General features: G+C 64.0%; 12 protein-coding genes. 3 read left to right on the top strand and 9 right to left on the bottom strand.

Annotated elements, in window-relative coordinates; all coding sequences use genetic code 11:
- Positions 1 to 35 precede the first annotated feature (35 nt).
- A complete protein-coding gene (locus tag JN279_RS06375; protein WP_202352328.1) occupies positions 36 to 1,529 on the top strand; it encodes a mannitol dehydrogenase family protein in 1,494 nt (497 codons plus the stop codon).
- Positions 1,530 to 1,581: 52 nt separating this feature from the next.
- On the opposite strand, the gene JN279_RS06370 is transcribed toward JN279_RS06375, so the two are convergent.
- The 6 genes from JN279_RS06370 to JN279_RS06345 form a co-directional block, all read right to left on the bottom strand.
- Entirely contained in the window at positions 1,582 to 1,989 is a 408-nt protein-coding gene (locus tag JN279_RS06370; RefSeq protein WP_096451372.1) for a F0F1 ATP synthase subunit epsilon, read from the bottom strand.
- Between the two features lie 99 nt (positions 1,990 to 2,088).
- Positions 2,089 to 3,663 carry a F0F1 ATP synthase subunit beta gene (atpD, locus tag JN279_RS06365; protein ID WP_096451374.1) on the bottom strand — a complete coding sequence of 525 codons (1,575 nt, stop codon included), beginning with the start codon at positions 3,661 to 3,663 and terminating at the stop codon, positions 2,089 to 2,091.
- Between the two features lie 70 nt (positions 3,664 to 3,733).
- On the bottom strand, positions 3,734 to 4,621 hold the full coding sequence (locus tag JN279_RS06360) for a F0F1 ATP synthase subunit gamma (protein WP_096451376.1): 888 nt from the start codon (positions 4,619 to 4,621) through the stop codon (positions 3,734 to 3,736).
- A 46-nt stretch (positions 4,622 to 4,667) separates the two neighbouring features.
- On the bottom strand, positions 4,668 to 6,197 hold the full coding sequence (gene atpA, locus JN279_RS06355; RefSeq protein WP_095204821.1) for a F0F1 ATP synthase subunit alpha: 1,530 nt from the start codon (positions 6,195 to 6,197) through the stop codon (positions 4,668 to 4,670).
- Positions 6,197 to 6,757 carry a F0F1 ATP synthase subunit delta gene (locus JN279_RS06350; protein WP_202352327.1) on the bottom strand — a complete coding sequence of 187 codons (561 nt, stop codon included), beginning with the start codon at positions 6,755 to 6,757 and terminating at the stop codon, positions 6,197 to 6,199. The genes atpA and JN279_RS06350 overlap by 1 nt, the downstream gene beginning before the upstream one ends.
- A 246-nt stretch (positions 6,758 to 7,003) precedes the next feature.
- Complete coding sequence (locus tag JN279_RS06345; RefSeq protein ID WP_202352326.1) at positions 7,004 to 7,399, bottom strand: AGROH133_08824 family phage infection protein; 396 nt, start codon at positions 7,397 to 7,399, stop codon at positions 7,004 to 7,006.
- Between the two features lie 362 nt (positions 7,400 to 7,761).
- Between JN279_RS06345 and JN279_RS06340 the strand changes: the two genes are divergently transcribed.
- Entirely contained in the window at positions 7,762 to 10,737 is a 2,976-nt protein-coding gene (locus tag JN279_RS06340; protein ID WP_202352325.1) for a hypothetical protein, read from the top strand.
- 21 nt (positions 10,738 to 10,758) lie between these two features.
- On the opposite strand, the gene JN279_RS06335 is transcribed toward JN279_RS06340, so the two are convergent.
- Both JN279_RS06335 and JN279_RS06330 read right to left on the bottom strand, forming a co-directional pair.
- Complete coding sequence (locus JN279_RS06335; protein ID WP_202352324.1) at positions 10,759 to 11,454, bottom strand: aspartate/glutamate racemase family protein; 696 nt, start codon at positions 11,452 to 11,454, stop codon at positions 10,759 to 10,761.
- A 50-nt stretch (positions 11,455 to 11,504) separates the two neighbouring features.
- Positions 11,505 to 13,688 (bottom strand): primosomal protein N', encoded by a 2,184-nt coding sequence (locus JN279_RS06330; RefSeq protein ID WP_202352323.1) that lies wholly within the window; start codon positions 13,686 to 13,688, stop codon positions 11,505 to 11,507.
- 90 nt (positions 13,689 to 13,778) lie between these two features.
- On the opposite strand from JN279_RS06330, the gene fsa reads away from it, so the two are divergent.
- Positions 13,779 to 14,435: a fructose-6-phosphate aldolase gene (gene fsa, locus JN279_RS06325; protein ID WP_019861850.1), complete on the top strand. Its 657-nt coding sequence runs from the start codon at positions 13,779 to 13,781 to the stop codon at positions 14,433 to 14,435.
- Positions 14,436 to 14,522: 87 nt separating this feature from the next.
- Here the strand turns inward: fsa and JN279_RS06320 are convergent, their stop codons facing one another.
- Positions 14,523 to 17,015 (bottom strand): DNA translocase FtsK, encoded by a 2,493-nt coding sequence (locus tag JN279_RS06320; RefSeq protein ID WP_202352322.1) that lies wholly within the window; start codon positions 17,013 to 17,015, stop codon positions 14,523 to 14,525.
- Between the last annotated feature and the right edge of the window lie 107 nt (positions 17,016 to 17,122).

Here is a 17,122-nt window from a genome sequence, read left to right as displayed (position 1 = left end):
CGCCGCGTCCCCAAGCCCTCAGCCCCGGTATCATGATGACCAGAAGCCATCTGTCCGACGCCACGCTACAGAAGCTGCCCGCCGGGACCAAAATTCCCGCATATGATCGCGGCAAGGTTGCCCCTGGCATCGTGCATCTCGGCGTCGGCGCCTTCCATCGCGCCCATCAGGCCGCCTATGTCGACGAGTGCCTGGCGGCGGGCGAAACGGACTGGGGCATTGTCGGTGTCTCCTTGCGCAGCCCCGACACGCGCGATGCGCTGGCGCCGCAGGACGGGCTCTACACGCTGGCGATCCGCAGCAGTGGTGTGGAAGAGCTGCGCGTCATCGGCTCGATTCAGTCGATGCTGGTGGCGCCGGAAGATCCGGGCGCCGTGCTGGCCGTTCTGACCGATCCGCGCACCCGCATCGTCACGCTGACCATCACCGAGAAGGCCTATCTCAGGGCGGCGGGCGGAGGGCTGGACACCGCTCATCCCGACATCATCCACGATCTGGCCAATCCGCGAACACCGAAGACCGCGCATGGTTTTCTTGCCGAGGCGCTTGCCCGGCGACGCGCCACGGGTACATCCGCCTTCACCGTGCTGTGCTGCGACAACCTGCCCGCCAATGGCGCCACACTGCACCGGCTGCTGATCGAATTCGCCGCATTGCGCGATGCCAGGCTCGCCACGGCGGACGATACCGCAATCGCCGACCACATCGCAAACCAGGTCGCCTTTCCCTCCAGCATGGTCGACCGCATCGTGCCGGCGACGACGGACGCCGATCGGACGCGCGTCGCTGGCGAACTCGGCGTCGAAGATGCCTGGCCCGTGATGACCGAGCCCTTCCGCCAATGGGTGGTCGAAGACAATTTTCCGGCAGGCCGGCCGGCCTGGGAAAAGTTCGGCGTCACCATGGTCGGCGATGTCGGTCCCTTCGAGGACATGAAGCTCAGGCTGCTCAACGGCGCGCATTCAGGCATCGCCTATCTCGGCCTGCTCAGCGGCCACGCCACCGTCGACCGCGCTTTCGCCGATCCGGCGATCCGGCAATTTGTCGACGGGCTCTGGGCCGAAGCCATCCCGACATTGCCGGAAGATGCCGGGCTCGACACATCAACCTACACAGCCGAGCTTGCCGAGCGTTTTTCAAACACAGCGCTCGCCCACCGCACGGCGCAGATCGCCAATGATGGCAGCCAGAAACTGCCACAGCGGATCATCGCGTCCGCCATCGAGTGCCTCGAAGCCGGTACCGAGTTCGTACATCTCACGCTGGTGGTGGCGGCCTGGATCGCCGCCTGCGCCGCGCGTGGAAAAACCTTGCCCGAAAGCCATTTCACCGATCCGCTCGATGCAGCGTTGACGGTGCTTTTGGACCAGCAGCTACCGGCGAACGAGACCGTGACGGCGGTGTTCGACCTGGCCGGCTTCGCTGGAGACCACGCCGAACGCCAGACGCTGATCGAACTCGTGGCCGTGCATCTGGTCCACTTGCGGCGGGATGGTCCGACACTGGCCTTTGCCGCCTTGGGCATTTAAACAAAAAAGCGAGGCAAGGCCCCGCTTTTTATCAAGTCACTCGATGCAGACTTCAGGCCGGGAGAATCGCGCCTTCCAGCGTGGTGAGCTGGCTGAGGAACTGCTCGGCCTTGCTGCGCGCCTGGTCGTCCTTGGCGTCTGCGGCATCTTCCTTGGCTTCCTGGATGCGGCGCGCGAGATCCGCACGATCGACATCCTTCACGGCGACAGCCGATTCCGCCAGCAGCGTGCAGCCGGCCGGAACGATGTCGGCGAAGCCGCCGAACACGACATAGCGTTCTTCGCCGCCCGCCGCGGTCTTCACGGTGACGACACCCGGCTTGATTGTGGTCATGACCGGCGCGTGATGCGCCATCACGGTCATCTCGCCTTCGGCGCCCGGAATGACGACGGACTCGACCTGCTCGGAAACCAGCAGGCGCTCCGGCGAGACCAGTTCGAATTTGAAAGCTTCAGCCATGATCACTTTAGCGAGTAGGGATTAGTGAGTAGCGAGTAGGGAAGAAACTCGCTCGGCTCACCTTGCCCTATTCGCTACTCCCTATTCGCTATTCGCTTCTTATGCCGCTTCAGCCGCCAGGCGCTGTGCCTTCTCGACCGCTTCCTCGATGCCGCCGACCATGTAGAAGGCGGCTTCCGGCAGGTGATCGTAGTCGCCGTTGCAGAGGCCCTTGAAGCCCTTGATAGTGTCGGCGAGGTCGACCAGCTTGCCCGGCGCGCCGGTGAACACTTCGGCGACGAAGAACGGCTGCGACAGGAAGCGCTCGATCTTGCGGGCGCGGGCCACGGTCTGCTTGTCCTCTTCCGACAGCTCGTCCATACCCAGGATGGCGATGATGTCCTGCAGCGACTTGTAGCGCTGGAGGATCGACTGCACTTGGCGGGCGACGGCATAGTGCTCGTCGCCGACAACCAGCGGGTCGAGCATGCGCGAGGTCGAATCCAGCGGATCGACCGCCGGATAGATGCCCTTTTCGGCGATGGCGCGGTTCAGCGTCGTCGTCGCGTCAAGGTGGGCAAACGAGGTCGCCGGCGCCGGATCGGTCAGGTCGTCGGCGGGCACGTAGATGGCCTGCACCGAGGTGATCGACCCCTTGGTGGTGGTGGTGATGCGTTCCTGGAGCGCGCCCATGTCGGTGGCGAGCGTCGGCTGGTAGCCGACGGCCGACGGGATACGGCCGAGCAGAGCCGACACTTCCGAACCTGCCTGCGTGAAGCGGAAGATGTTGTCGACGAAGAACAGCACGTCCTGGCCCTGGTCGCGGAAATATTCCGCAACCGTCAGGCCGGTCAGGCCGACGCGGGCGCGGGCGCCCGGCGGCTCGTTCATCTGGCCGTACACGAGGGCCGCCTTGGAGCCTTCGCCGCCGCCCTTCTTGTTGACGCCGGATTCGATGAACTCGTGATAGAGATCGTTGCCTTCGCGGGTGCGCTCGCCGACGCCGGCGAACACCGAATAGCCGCCATGCGCCTTGGCGATGTTGTTGATCAGTTCCTGGATCAGCACGGTCTTGCCGACGCCGGCGCCGCCGAACAGGCCGATCTTGCCGCCCTTGGCGTAAGGTGCCAGCAGGTCGAGCACCTTGATGCCGGTGATCAGGATCTGCGCTTCCGTCGACTGCTCGACATAGGCCGGAGCCGGCTGGTGGATCGAGCGCATCTCGGTCGCGTCGACCGGGCCTTCTTCGTCGACCGGCTCGCCGATAACGTTGATGATGCGGCCGAGCATGCCCGGGCCGACCGGCACGGAGATCGGGCCGCCGGTGTCACGCACTTCCTGGCCGCGCACCAGGCCTTCGGTGGAGTCCATGGCGATGCAGCGCACCGTGTTCTCGCCGAGATGCTGGGCAACTTCGAGCACGAGGCGGTTGCCGACATTGGTGGTCTCGATCGCATTCAGGATCGGCGGCAGGTGATCGCCGAACTGCACGTCGACGACGGCGCCGATGACCTGACGGACCTTGCCGACAACGCCGGTTGCCTTGGTGGCAACAGCCGAGGTCTTGGCCGCTGCGGCCTTTGCTGGCGCTGCCGCCGTCTTGGCCGGAGCTGCCTTGGCCGCCTTCGCGGGGGCTGCGGTCTTCGCGGCTGCGGCCTTGGGGGCTGCCGTCTTGGGGGTCGCTGCTTTCGCCATCGTCTTTACCCTTTTCGTCCTTTGTTTCTCACGCGGTCCGGTCGCGGGCAGATTGACCCGCGAACCGCGCCTAGAGCGCCTCGGCGCCCGAAATGATTTCGATCAGTTCCTTGGTGATCTGCGCCTGCCGCTGGCGGTTGTAGGTGATCGACAGCTTGTTGATCATCTCGCCGGCGTTGCGCGTCGCATTGTCCATGGCGCTCATCTTGGCGCCCATCTCGCCGGCCGCGTTTTCGAGCAGCGCCCGGAAAACCTGCACGGAGATGTTGCGCGGGATGAGGTCGGAGAGGATTTCGCCCGGCTCCGGCTCGTATTCATAGACGGCGTTGGCGCCATCCGCCGACACTGCCGGAGCAGACGAAGCGACGCCGGCCGGAATGATCTGCTGCGCGGTCGGAACCTGGCTAATCACCGACTTGAACTGCGAATAGAACAGCGTGCAGACGTCGAAGGCACCCTCGTTGAAGAGGTGGATGACCTTCTTGGCGATCGCGTCGGCGTTGACGAAGCCGAGCGTCTTGACCTCGCGCAGATCGACGCGATCGAGGATCATCGCTGCATAGTCGCGGCGCAGTATGTCGAAACCCTTCTTGCCGACGCAGATGATCTTGACCTGCTTGCCGTCGGCGAGAAGCCGGCGGATATGGTCGCGGGCGTGACGGGCGATCTGCGAATTGAAGCCGCCGCACAGGCCGCGCTCGGCGGTGCAGACGACGAGCAGATGGACGTCGTCCTTGCCGGTGCCGGTCATCAGCGCCGGGGCATCGCCGCCGCCGCCGATCGCCTGGGTGATGTTGGCCAGCACGGAACCCATGCGCTCCGAATAGGGGCGCGCCGCTTCCGCGGCCTCTTGCGCACGGCGCAGCTTCGCCGCGGCGACCATCTGCATCGCCTTGGTGATCTTCTGCGTCGCCTTGACCGAGGCGATACGGTTACGAAGGTCTTTTAATGAAGGCATGCTTCAAACCTGATCCCGTCTTGTCTCATCCGGACTGGCGCTTCGCTCAGGCGAAGGTCTTGGCGAAAGCGTCGATCTCGGCCTTCAGCTTGGCGCGCAGATCGTCCGACAGTGCCTTTTCCTTGCGGATGGCGTCGAGAACGTCCTTGCCGGCCGCACGCATGTGGCTGAGCAGACCATGCTCGAACTTGCCGACCTGGTTGACCGGCAACTTGTCGAGATAGCCATTGACGCCGGCGAAGATCACCGCGACCTGCTCTTCCGTCTTCAGCGGCGAGAACTGCGGCTGCTTCAGGAGTTCGGTCAGACGCGATCCGCGGTTGAGCAGGCGCTGCGTGGCGGCGTCGAGGTCCGAGCCGAACTGCGCGAAGGCCGCCATTTCGCGGTACTGCGCGAGCTCACCCTTGATCGAGCCGGCAACCTGCTTCATCGCCTTGATCTGCGCGGCCGAGCCCACGCGGCTGACCGACAGACCGACGTTCACCGCAGGACGGATGCCCTGGAAGAACAGGTTGGTTTCGAGGAAGATCTGGCCGTCGGTGATCGAGATCACGTTGGTCGGGATATAGGCCGACACGTCGTTTGCCTGCGTCTCGATGACCGGCAGCGCGGTCAGCGATCCGCCACCCAGATCGTCATTGAGCTTGGCGGCGCGCTCGAGCAGGCGCGAGTGCAGGTAGAAAACGTCGCCCGGATAGGCTTCGCGGCCCGGCGGGCGGCGCAGGAGCAGCGACATCTGGCGATAGGCGACAGCCTGCTTCGACAGATCGTCGTAGCTGATCAGCGCATGCATGCCGTTGTCGCGGAAATATTCGCCCATGGTGGCGCCGGCGAACGGCGCCAGGAACTGCATCGGCGCCGGATCGGAAGCGGTGGCGGCGACGATGATCGAATATTCTAGCGCGCCGCGCTCTTCCAGAACCTTGACGAACTGCGCGACGGTCGAGCGCTTCTGGCCGACGGCGACATAGACGCAGTAGAGCTTTTCCTTCTCAGGACCGTTGTCGTGCACCGACTTCTGGTTGAGCATCGTGTCCAGGATAATGGCGGTCTTGCCGGTCTGACGGTCGCCGATGACCAGCTCGCGCTGGCCGCGGCCGACCGGGATCAGCGCATCGATGGCCTTGAGGCCGGTCGACATCGGCTCGTTCACCGACTTGCGCGGAATGATGCCGGGTGCCTTGACGTCGACGCGCTTGCGTTCGATCGCCTTGATCGGGCCCTTGCCGTCGATCGGATTGCCGAGCGCGTCGACGACGCGGCCGAGCAGGCCCGGACCAACCGGAACGTCGACGATGGCGCCGGTTCGCTTGACGATGTCGCCTTCCTTGATGTCGCGGTCGGCGCCGAAGATGACGACGCCGACATTGTCGGCTTCGAGGTTGAGCGCCATACCGCGGATGCCGCCGGGGAATTCGACCATCTCGCCGGCCTGGACATTGTCGAGGCCGTAGACGCGGGCGATACCGTCACCGACGGACAGCACCTGTCCAACTTCGGAGACCTCGGCCTCCTTGCCGAAATTCTTGATCTGGTCTTTCAGAATTGCGGAAATTTCCGCGGCGCGGATGTCCATCAGCCGACCTCTTTCAGTGCAAGCTTGAGCGAATTGAGTTTGGTTTTGAGCGACGTATCGATCTGGCGCGAGCCCATCTTGACCACCAGCCCGCCGAGCAACGACGGATCGACGGTGACGGAGATGGCCACGTCCTTGCCGGCAACGCTCTTCAGCGCAGCCTTGAGTTCGGTCTGCTGGGCAGCCGTCAGTTCATGAGCCGACGTTACCTCGGCAGAGGTCTCGCCGCGATGTTCGGCGGATATCTGGCGGAACGCCTTGATCATGCCGGGAACGGCGAAGAGCCGGCGGTTCTGGGCGACGACGCGCAGGAAATTGCCGGCCAGACCGGTGATCCCGGCCTTGTCGGCGATCGCCGCGATAGCCTTGGCCTGATCCTCGCTGGAGAACACCGGGCTGTTGATCAGCCGGGTCAGGTCGGGGCTGCCCGCGAGCATCGCCTCGAAACTGTTGAGGTCGGCCTCGACCTTGGCCACGGAATTTGCCTGCAGGGCGAGTTCGAACAGCGAACCCGCATAGCGTTCTGCGACACCTGAGATTGGCGATGACGATTGAGCCACGGACCGTCTTTTCTCTTGTCTGACAGGCCGCAGATTGTTGGCGCGAGCAAAAACTCTGGCTAAATCTTTGACCTTACTGCATTTTTTCAAGCACGGAGGCGCGGCTTCCGCTATCCCCGGCCGAAAGTCGATTGCCGTCTAGCACAGGCATTTTAAGACCGCAATGCGTCGTTCCGCATGCTTTTCAGGCACTATTGTCGCATCTGGCGAAAGACTCCCGCCTTATGCGCCGCAATACCCTTGGATTCAGGGCACAAAGCCGAAGGCAAAGGCGAGCGGCAATGCCGCCAAGACCAATTCCACCACAATGGAAACCCAATTGAAAGGTGTGTTTGCGCCATCCGACATCATCGACAGCAGCCGGCCGAAGGCGGTGAACAGCCAGGAGAAGCCGAGCGTCATGTAAACCAATGGCTGCGCCAGCAGGATGCAGCACAGGCCGACGCCGAGATAAAAGCCTGACATCCTGCCGCGCCCCTCGGCGATCGCCGCCGCCTTCTCAGGCTTGGCTTGCAGGCGCAGGATGCGGAAGGCCAGGTTGGGTGCCAGGAAAAACAGAAGCCCGAGCAGAACGGTGAAGACGGCGCTCGACCAGGCCAGCCATTCGCCCTGGCTCGTCGGCCACGGAAGCGCAAAGTCCATTCTGTCTCGACCCCTCACAAGAATTGCGGATGCATTGAATGTCACCCGTGGCGGAAGTCAAGCGCGCAGCCGGCACACCGAGGTTTCGCCAAGGCCTCCCAGGAAATGCCCGCCTGGGAAGCATCGGCTCCGCCGCCGATATGGCTGTTGTGCAAGAAAATCCACGCACGCGAGTATGCCGGATGCAATTCCTTCGACAGTATAGATTGCGCGCCTTGCCGCAACGTAAGCCAAGTATTATGGTCTCGATGTTTATTTCGTCGACTGCTTGTTCATTTTAGCAATTGCACATGTTTCACGATCACTTGTGAAATCTGCGCGGACGGAGTGCGGCAGGCAGGATCTCGAATGCGGAGACGATCATGCCGAATCTCGGTCGCGCGTTGAACCTGGCCCGCATCTGGGTCGCCGCGGCCGCCCTTGCCGGGATCACGCAAGGCGCGCGCGCCGACTGCGTCGCCGAACGGCCGACAGCGATGGTTCCCGCCGATCCCCTTGTCTGCCACCAGCTTGAGGCCACGATCAAGAAACCCTCGGCGCAGTCCCTGGGGGACTACGAAAACAAGCTCAACCAATATCTCGGCAGCTACTGCTACCGCGACGAGGCGGCCGGATGGGTGCACGACAAATTCGTGCGCCAGGCCGGACCGCGCATCGCGACCCTGGTCAACGGCGCCTGGCAGGGCAAGGATTTCGGAACCCATGCGCCTGTCATGATCTGGTATTCGCCCGAGATGATGGACTGGCTTCGCAAGAACCGCTCGGCCGAGGGCGAGGTCGATCATCCGCCGCCCGTACCCGACGGCGCCATCATGGTGAAGGAAATGTTCTCCGAGCCGGCATCCGATTGCCGGACGGTCGATCCCGTCAAGCTTTTTCCAACCAGCGGCGCCGCGATCATGATCCGCGATGCCAGCGCCTCTTACGACGGCTGGTTCTGGGGCTGGTACGGCTTTGGCAGCCAGAGCGGCTGGACTCCGGATTGGCCGGCCCTGCCGGCCGACAACAACAGCCTGCCCAACATGGGCTTCGCCCAATATTGCATGAACTGTCATGCCTCGGCAGCCGACAATCTGACTTTCGCATCGCCCAAGAATATCGCCGGCGAGCCAGGCAAGCCGCTCAACTATCTCGCACAGGATTTCTTCGACGGAGCGCCGGCTCCGACTTTGCACCAGACCGTCGTTTTGCCGGTCAATGCCAGCCCGCGCCTTGGTCAACCGCTCTACAGTCCGAACGCCGACGTGATCGCCGCGCTGCGAGCCTATGTCCGCGAGATGCCGAGCTACGACACCGTCTCGCGAATGCCTTCCGAGACCTACGACAACACCTGGGTCGGGGCCAAGGGCCCCGATGCATCGGACACTTTCCTGACCTCCAGCCAGTGTCTCGGCTGTCATGATGCCGGCAGCACCGGGCTGCAGTTCGACATGACCAAGCCGAACCCACATGGCGACGGCCTGATCAACCTGTCGCCCTTTGCGACCTGGCGAACCTCGCCGATGGGGTTGGGCGGCCGCGATCCGATCTTCTTTGCGCAACTGGCCAGTGAAACGCAGAGCTTTCACCCCAAAATGTCCGGCGTCGTGCAGGACGTCTGTCTCGGCTGCCACGGCATCGCCGGAGAGCGGCAGTTTCACATCGACGACAAGGCGCGCACGGGCAAATGCGAACCGTTCTCGCGCGCAATGGTCGATGCGACGCCATGGCCGGCCGACAATCCGAGTGCCGCGCATGCCAATTATGGCATGCTTGCCCGCGACGGCATCACCTGCACGTCGTGTCACCGCATGGTGCTCAACAGCAAGGCCAGCGACCCGCTCGGTGACCAGCCGCAGAACGCTTGCGTCGACGAGCGTCAGGAGCTGCTCAATCCGCATGCAACCGGTTTTGCCAAGACCTTCACCGGCAGCTTCATGGTCGGTTCGCCCGATACGCTGATCGGCCCCTTCGAGAAACCGGAGGTCGGGCCGATGCACACCGCTCTCGGCATCAAACCGGTTCACGACGCCACGATCATGAGTTCCGAGGTTTGCGGGACCTGCCACACGGTTCATCTGCCGGTTCTGCAAGGCACCAACACGCTGGCGCATATCTATGAGCAGACGACCTATCCGGAATGGGCGTTCAGCGCCTATCGAACCGGCAGCACCCCGGACGGGCAGCTTCCGTTCGGCCCCGGCGCCACGCCACGCAGCTGCCAGGGCTGCCACATGCCGTCGGCGGAAAAGGACGGATCGCCAACGACGAGCAAGATCGCCAGCATCCAGGAGAATCTCAATTTCCCACAGACGGAATCCAGCAACGCGCCGGACCTTCTGGCTCGCGAGGGCTTTGCCCGTCACACTCTGGTTGGCCTCAATGTCTTCCTGGTTAAGATGGCGCAGCAGTTTCCCGATGTCTTCGGCATCAGGACGCACGATCCGATGATGGGCAAGAAGGCCGTCGATCCGCTCGTCCTCACCGAGCAGGCGATGCTCGACCAGGCCTCGCAGGCAACCGCCACCGTCGCCGTCAGCAACCTTGCCCTGACCGCCGATACGCTCGACGCCAAGGTGACGGTGAAGAACCTTGCCGGTCACAAATTTCCCTCCGGCGTCGGTTTCCGGCGCGCGTTTCTGAACTTCAGTGTGTTCGACCAGAACGGCGAGCCGCTCTGGGTCTCCGGCCGCACCAACGCCGCCGGCGTCATCGTCGGCGCCGACGGCAAGCCGCTCGATGGCGAACTTTGGTGGAAAGACGATTGTTCCGGCCGCGTGCACCCTGGCGAACGGCCGCATCAGCCGCACTACCAGAAGATCACGCGCCAGGATCAGGTCCAGATTTATCAGGAGCTGGTCTCCACCCCGCCGGCCGATACGCCCAATCCGGTCTGCAATGCCCATTCGAAGCCGGAAGGCGAACTCACCACCAGCTTCCTGTCGATCTGCACGGAGGTGAAGGACAACCGCATATTGCCCTCGGGCTTCCTGCCGCTCTCGGACCGGCTGGAAATCGCCAAGGCCTTGGGCGCGGATGAAGAGCTCGCCGTCGATGTCGGCACAACTGCCGTCGAGGACGACCCCGACTATGTCGAGGGCGGCAGTGACACGCTGAGCTACTCGATCCCGCTTGCCGATCTGCCGAAGGGCGCACGCCCTGCCAGCATCGAGGCGGATCTCTACTACCAGGCGACGCCGCCATCCTATCTGCAGGACCGGTTCTGCACCGCCAAAGGCCCCGACACCGATCGCCTGTATTTTCTCACCGGCCATCTCAACCTGGCCGGCACGGAAGCGGACGGATGGAAGCTGAAAGTGGTCGGCAGCGGAGCAGTCGCCGTGGCTGCCCCGCCCTGACAGGCTTTCCGTTGAATTGCTTCAGGGCAGCATGAATTCCACCGCTGCCTCGGCGTGGATGCGTGTCGTGTCGAAGACCGGAATGTCGAAATCGTCCTGGCCGATGAGCATGGTGATCTCGGTGCAGCCCATTATGATGCTGTCGGCGGCTTCCTCGCGGCGCAGGCGTTCGGCCTCTTCTATATAAGCCGTCTTCGAAGCATCGGTGACAATACCCTGGCAGAGCTCGTCATAGATGACGCGATGCACCATGTCGCGCCCGGCCGCATCGGGCACCACTGGCGACAGGCCGTATTTGTCGGTAAGCCGGCCCTTGTAGAAATCCTGCTCCATGGTGAAGCGCGTCGCCAGCAGCGCCGGACGCTGCATGCCAGCACGCTTGATCGCTGCCGCCGTGGCATCGGCGATGTGTATCAGCGGGATGGAGACGGACGTCTGCACCTGGTCGGCCAGCTTGTGCATGGTGTTGGTGCACAGAAGCAGGCCTTCCGCGCCACCGGCCTCGAGCTTGCGCGCCGCTTCGACCAGAAGCATGCCGGCCCCCTCCCAATCGCCATGATGCTGCCGCTCGGCGATCTCGGCAAAATCGAACGACCACAGCAGCAGTTTGGCCGAATGCAGCCCGCCAAGGCGCTCGCGCACGATCTCGTTGAGCAGGCGGTAGTAGATGGCGGTCGATTCCCAGCTCATGCCGCCCAGAAGGCCAAGGGTTTTCATTCGATCTTCCGTTTCTCGCTGGCCTGCAGCGTATCGCCGATATGGCGACCTTACAAAAAGCTCTGCGGATCGATATCCACCTGCACGCGGACCGAACCACGCTGTTTCGGCCCATTGGCCAGCATGGCGCGGATGAAACCTTGCATGTCGGCGCGCCGTTCGCCCTGGATCAGCAGGCGGAAGCGGTGGCGGCCACCAAGCAAAGACAGCGGCGCTTCGGCCGGACCCAGCACGAACAGGTCGGACGCCTCGGGCGCGGCGCGACGCAGGCCGCGTGCATGACCTTCTGCTTCCGCTCGTGTCACCGCGCTGACGATGACGCCGGCCAGCCGGCCGAACGGCGGCAGTGCCGCCCGTTCGCGCTCGGCGATCTCGCGCTCGTAAAAAGCCTCGGCATCGCCGGAGACGATCGCCCGCATCACCGGATGGTCCGGCTGAAACGTCTGCAGCAGGCCGAGGCTCTTCTTGCCGGTGCGACCGGCGCGACCGGTCACCTGGCTGAGCAGCTGAAAAGTACGCTCGGCGGCGCGCGGATCACCATTGGCAAGGCCGAGATCGGCATCGACGACGCCGACCAGCGTCATGTTGGGAAAATTGTGGCCCTTGGCGACCAACTGCGTGCCGATGACGATATCGGCCTCGCCATCGGCGATCGCCTCCAGTTCCAATCGCAGCCGCCGCACGCCGCCCATCAGGTCGGATGACAAAACGATGGTGCGCGCATCGGGAAAATGCGTGACGACCTCCTCGGCGATGCGCTCGACGCCCGGCCCGCAAGCGACCAGGTGATCAAGCGTGCCGCATTCCGGGCAGGCTTCGGGGCGGCGCTCGTTGTGCCCGCAATGATGGCAGACCAGCTGGCCACGAAATCGATGCTCGACCAGCCAGGCCGAGCAGACCGGACAGCCGAAGCGATGGCCGCAGACCCGGCACAGCGTCAGCGGCGCATAGCCGCGCCGGTTGAGGAACAGCAGCGACTGTTCCTTCCTCTCCAGCGTCTTGCGCATATGGTCGAGCAGCACCGGCGACAGGAAGCCGCCGCGCGCCGGCGGCGCGCGTCGCATGTCGATCGACTTCAGCTGCGGAAGTGCTGCCTCGGCGAAGCGGGCGGAGAGAACCGCTCTGTTGTATTTGCCTTGGCTCGCATTGACCCGGCTCTCGACCGATGGTGTCGCCGACGCCAACACCACCGGAAAGCTACCAATGTGACCGCGCACCACCGCCATGTCGCGCGCATTGTAGAAGACACGGTCTTCCTGCTTGTAGGCGGGATCGTGCTCCTCATCGACGACGATCAGCCCAAGCTCTTTGAACGGCAGGAACAGCGCGGAGCGGGCACCAGCAACGACGCGCACCGTGCCCTCAGCCACTTGCCGCCAGACTTTTTCGCGCATCCTGGGCGGCAGGTCGGAATGCCATTCACCCGGCTTGGCGCCGAAGCGCTGCTGGAAACGCTCGAGGAAAGCGTGGGTCAGTGCGATTTCCGGCAAAAGGATCAGCACCTGCTTGCCCTGGTCGAGGGCTGCCGCCACCGCCTCGAAGTAAACCTCCGTCTTGCCCGAACCTGTGACACCATCGAGCAGCGCAACATTGAACACGCCGGCCGCGACATTGGCGCGCAGCATCGATGCGGCCTCGCTTTGGTCCGGCATCAGTTCCGGCACGGCGTAGCTCGAGTCAGGCGCGGCGACCACCGGGCGCGGCGGGATCATCACCGTCTCGAACACGCCTTGCGCCTTCAGCCCCTCGATCACCGTCGACGACACGCCGGCAGCATGGGCGAGGCCCGAGCGTGTCCAGGCCAGTCCGCCCTCGGCCGTCTCCAGCACGCGCGCCCGCGCATCCGTCATCCGGTCCGGAATGATAAGCGTGCGCTGCAGCCCCTCGATCCAGGGTTCGGGGTCGAAGGCCTCGGGAGCTCGCAGCAGCATCCGCGCGACCATGCCCGGCGCCGACAGCGTGTATTGCGCCACCCAGTCGACGAAACGGCGCATGGCGCGGTCGATCGGCGGGCAATCGAAAACCTGTTCGATCGGGCGCAGCTTTTTCGCGTCGATATTCTCGACCGCGCCATCCCAGACGATGCCGGCGACCTGGCGCGGCCCGAGCGGCACGCGCACGATCGAGCCCGGCACCACGCGCATGCCGGCCGGCACGGCATAGGTGTAGGGGCGTTCGGCAGGCATCGGCACCAGCACCGGTGCGGCTGCGACAAAGGGCGAATCTTCGATCATGAGGCGTGACCTTGCCCTGACTTTGGTCTAGATCAAAGGCCGACCCCGAATGTGCATGGCATGCACATAAGAATCTTCAGGAGACCCGTCATGAAATTTTTTGTCGACACCGCCGACATCAAGGATATCCGTGAACTCAACGATCTGGGACTGCTCGACGGCGTCACCACCAATCCGTCGCTGATTCTCAAATCCGGGGGCAAGATCGCCGACGTCACCAAGCAGATCTGCGATATCGTCGCCGGCCCGGTCTCGGCCGAAGTCGTGGCGACCGAATACAAGGACATGATGGCGGAGGCCGAGGTGCTGGCCAAGATCGCGCCCAATGTCTGCATCAAGGTGCCGCTGACACTGGACGGCCTGAAGGCCTGCAAGACGATCCGCACCCAGATGAACCGCATGGTCAACGTCACGCTGTGCTTCTCGGCCAACCAGGCGCTGCTCGCCGCCAAGGCCGGCGCCTCGTTCATCTCGCCCTTCGTCGGCCGCATCGACGACACCGGCTCGGACGGCATGGAGCTGATCCAGGAGATCCGGCAGATCTACGACAATTACGATTTCCAGACCGAGATCCTGACCGCTTCGGTGCGCACGGTGAACCACGTCAAGCAGGCGGCGCTGATCGGCGCCGATGTCATCACCGCGCCGCCGGCGACGCTGAAGGCGCTGGTCAAGCACCCGCTGACCGACAAGGGCCTGGAACAGTTCCTCGCCGACTGGGCAAAGACCGGCCAGAAGATCGGCTGAGGTCGCGCTTCCCTCAAGTAAGAAAGGCCGGGCGACCGGCCTTTTTTATTGTTCAGAAGAAACCGGATCGCCGAAAAGGGCGGCCGATCAATCCGTGCCGTCGTCGTCAGGCGCGGCCGCCGGCGGGCGCCGACCCATGATGATCTCGCGTTTGCCGACATGATTGGGCGCGCCGACCAGGCCTTCCTTCTCCATGCGCTCGACCAGGGATGCGGCGCGGTTGTAGCCGATGCCCAGGCGGCGCTGGATGTAGGACGTCGAGCACTTCTTGTCGCGCACCACCACCTTGACCGCTTCCTCATAGCTGGAATCGCCGTCCTCGGCTGCGACCGATCCCTTGTCGAAGACCGCGCCCTGGTCGTCTTCGACCTCTTCGTCATCCTCGTCGGCTGTCACGGTTTCCAGATATTCCGGGCGTCCCTGGGCCTTCAGATGCGCCACGACATGCTCGACCTCCGCGTCGGAGACAAAGGGGCCGTGCACGCGCGAAATGCGCCCGCCGCCCATCATGTGCAGCATGTCGCCCTGGCCGAGCAGCTGCTCGGCGCCCTGCTCGCCCAGAATGGTGCGGCTGTCGATCTTGGAGGTGACCTGGAAGGAGATGCGGGTCGGGAAGTTGGCCTTGATCGTGCCGGTGATGACATCGACCGAGGGACGCTGCGTCGCCATGATCAGATGGATGCCGGCGGCGCGCGCCATCTGCGCCAGGCGCTGGATGGCGCCTTCGATCTCCTTGCCGGCGACCATCATCAGGTCGGCCATCTCGTCGACGATGACGACGATGTAGGGCATCGGTGCCAGGTCGATTTCCTGCTGCTCGAACAGCGGCTCGCCGGTGCCCTTTTCGAAGCCGGCCTGCACCGTCATGACGACCGCCTCGCCCTTGTCGCGGGCTTGGGCGGCGCGTTCGTTATAGCCGTCGATGTTGCGCACGCCGAGCCGCGCCATCTTGCGATAGCGGTCCTCCATCTCGCGCACCGCCCATTTGAGCGCGGTGACCGCCTTCTTGGGGTCGGTGACGACGGGCGTCAGAAGATGCGGGATGCCGTCATAGACCGAGAGTTCGAGCATCTTGGGATCGACCATGATCAGCCGGCATTCTTCCGGCTTCAGCCGGTAGAGCAGCGACAGGATCATGGTGTTGATGGCAACCGACTTGCCGGAGCCGGTGGTGCCGGCGACAAGCAGATGCGGCATCTTCGCCAGCTCGGCGATGACAGGCTCGCCGCCGATCGTCTTGCCAAGGCAAAGCGCCAGCTTGCAGCTGGTCTTGCGGAAACCCTGCGATTCGATCAGCTCGCGGAAATAGACGGTCTCGCGCGTCTCGTTCGGCAACTCGATGCCGATGACGTTGCGGCCGGGCACGACGGCGACGCGCGCTGAAACCGCCGACATGGAGCGGGCGATATCATCGGCGAGACCGATGACGCGGGACGATTTGACGCCCGGCGCCGGCTCGAACTCATAGAGGGTGACGACCGGACCGGGGCGAACGTGGATGATCTCGCCGCGCACGCCGAAATCCTCGAGCACGCTTTCCAGAAGATCGGCATTCTGCTCGAGCCGCTCCTGCGACATGTAGAAGCCCTGCCCTTCCGGCGGCTGCTGCAGCAGCTCTTCCGAGGGAAGTTCGTACGCCTCGCCCGTCGTGGCTGGCACGATCTTGCCGGCCTTGGGCAGTGGCGCGGACACGCGCACGGCCGGAGCCTGCCCGGCCTCCCCCGCGACCTGCGCCGGAGCGGCACTGCCCGCGACAGCGGGAACTGCAACCGCCATTTGGGCCCGTCGTGGTGCGCTGCTCGCCACCGGCTGGACCACGGCTTCGTTCGAGTTGGCCGGACGGACTTCCGGCGGGGCAGACGGAGCCCGCTGGCCTGGAAGGCAGTCGATCACACGGAACAATGCGGTCGGATCGGCCATGGACGCGGCGCGGACGTCGACCCGTGGGGAGACAACCGGCGCTGCCCGACGGGGAGTTGGGACCGCCCGAGGCGCCGGCAACGGGCTCTCGATCATGTAAGGCGCCATGAGCTCGAAGAAGACGTGATTCGACAGATAGGGCCAGCGCACGGTTTCGCGGCCTGGTGTCTTGACCAGCGCAGCCATTCCCTGGGCGGACGCCGCCGGTGCGGATGTCCGTGCCGGCGCGGCCGTCCTCGGACCAACCGGCGCAACAGCCCGCGCCTTTTCGCTGGTATGCCCGGCTGGGATGGATGGTACGGACGAGGCAGGAGGCCGGCTGCTCGTCTGCGGGGGCAAGGCGTGGGACGCCGCGGTGGATTTTGCCATCGCCTGCGGCGCCGGCGGCGCTAGTGGCTCACTTTGCTCGGCGGCAATCTGGTCGCGTTCCGGACGGCGCGTATTGGCCTCATAATCCGGCGTGCGCGTAAACCGCACGTTGGGCGCCAGGAAGAAATAGTCCTGCCAGGCAGGGCTTTCGTTGCCGCCGAGATCAACAGGTGGCGGGAGATTGCTGGCCTTGGCCGCGCCGGGCTGCTGGCCGTTGAAACGCTTTCCCTCGGGGTCATCGGGCGAAGCTGACTTCAATGAATTGACCCGAGGAAAACGCTTGGATTCCATTCTCAAGACTCACTCTGAAACATCTGCTGAGACATAGGGAGCGAGTGGTTAACAGTTGCTTCCCGTCAGCACCTTTGGAGCGACCGAAATGCATCTTTCGCAGCGAT

Origin of the sequence: Mesorhizobium sp. 113-1-2, from assembly GCF_016756475.1 — a bacterium.
GTDB lineage: Bacteria > Pseudomonadota > Alphaproteobacteria > Rhizobiales > Rhizobiaceae > Mesorhizobium > Mesorhizobium loti_C.
The sequence above is the reverse complement of the archived record's forward strand: the minus strand, read 5'-3'. Positions and strand labels throughout refer to the sequence as shown.

Excerpts from the sequence above, each read along its gene's own strand:
- JN279_RS06320 (WP_202352322.1), bottom strand. The coding sequence starts at position 17,015 with ATGGAATCCAAGCGTTTTCCTCGGGTCAATTCATTGAAGTCAGCTTCG.
- JN279_RS06345 (WP_202352326.1), bottom strand. The coding sequence starts at position 7,399 with ATGGACTTTGCGCTTCCGTGGCCGACGAGCCAGGGCGAATGGCTGGCC.
- JN279_RS06375 (WP_202352328.1), top strand. The coding sequence starts at position 36 with ATGACCAGAAGCCATCTGTCCGACGCCACGCTACAGAAGCTGCCCGCC.
- JN279_RS06330 (WP_202352323.1), bottom strand. The coding sequence starts at position 13,688 with ATGATCGAAGATTCGCCCTTTGTCGCAGCCGCACCGGTGCTGGTGCCG.
- JN279_RS06335 (WP_202352324.1), bottom strand. The coding sequence starts at position 11,454 with ATGAAAACCCTTGGCCTTCTGGGCGGCATGAGCTGGGAATCGACCGCC.
- JN279_RS06340 (WP_202352325.1), top strand. The coding sequence starts at position 7,762 with ATGCCGAATCTCGGTCGCGCGTTGAACCTGGCCCGCATCTGGGTCGCC.
- fsa (WP_019861850.1), top strand. The coding sequence starts at position 13,779 with ATGAAATTTTTTGTCGACACCGCCGACATCAAGGATATCCGTGAACTC.
- atpA (WP_095204821.1), bottom strand. The coding sequence starts at position 6,197 with ATGGACATCCGCGCCGCGGAAATTTCCGCAATTCTGAAAGACCAGATC.
- JN279_RS06360 (WP_096451376.1), bottom strand. The coding sequence starts at position 4,621 with ATGCCTTCATTAAAAGACCTTCGTAACCGTATCGCCTCGGTCAAGGCG.
- atpD (WP_096451374.1), bottom strand. The coding sequence starts at position 3,663 with ATGGCGAAAGCAGCGACCCCCAAGACGGCAGCCCCCAAGGCCGCAGCC.
- JN279_RS06370 (WP_096451372.1), bottom strand. The coding sequence starts at position 1,989 with ATGGCTGAAGCTTTCAAATTCGAACTGGTCTCGCCGGAGCGCCTGCTG.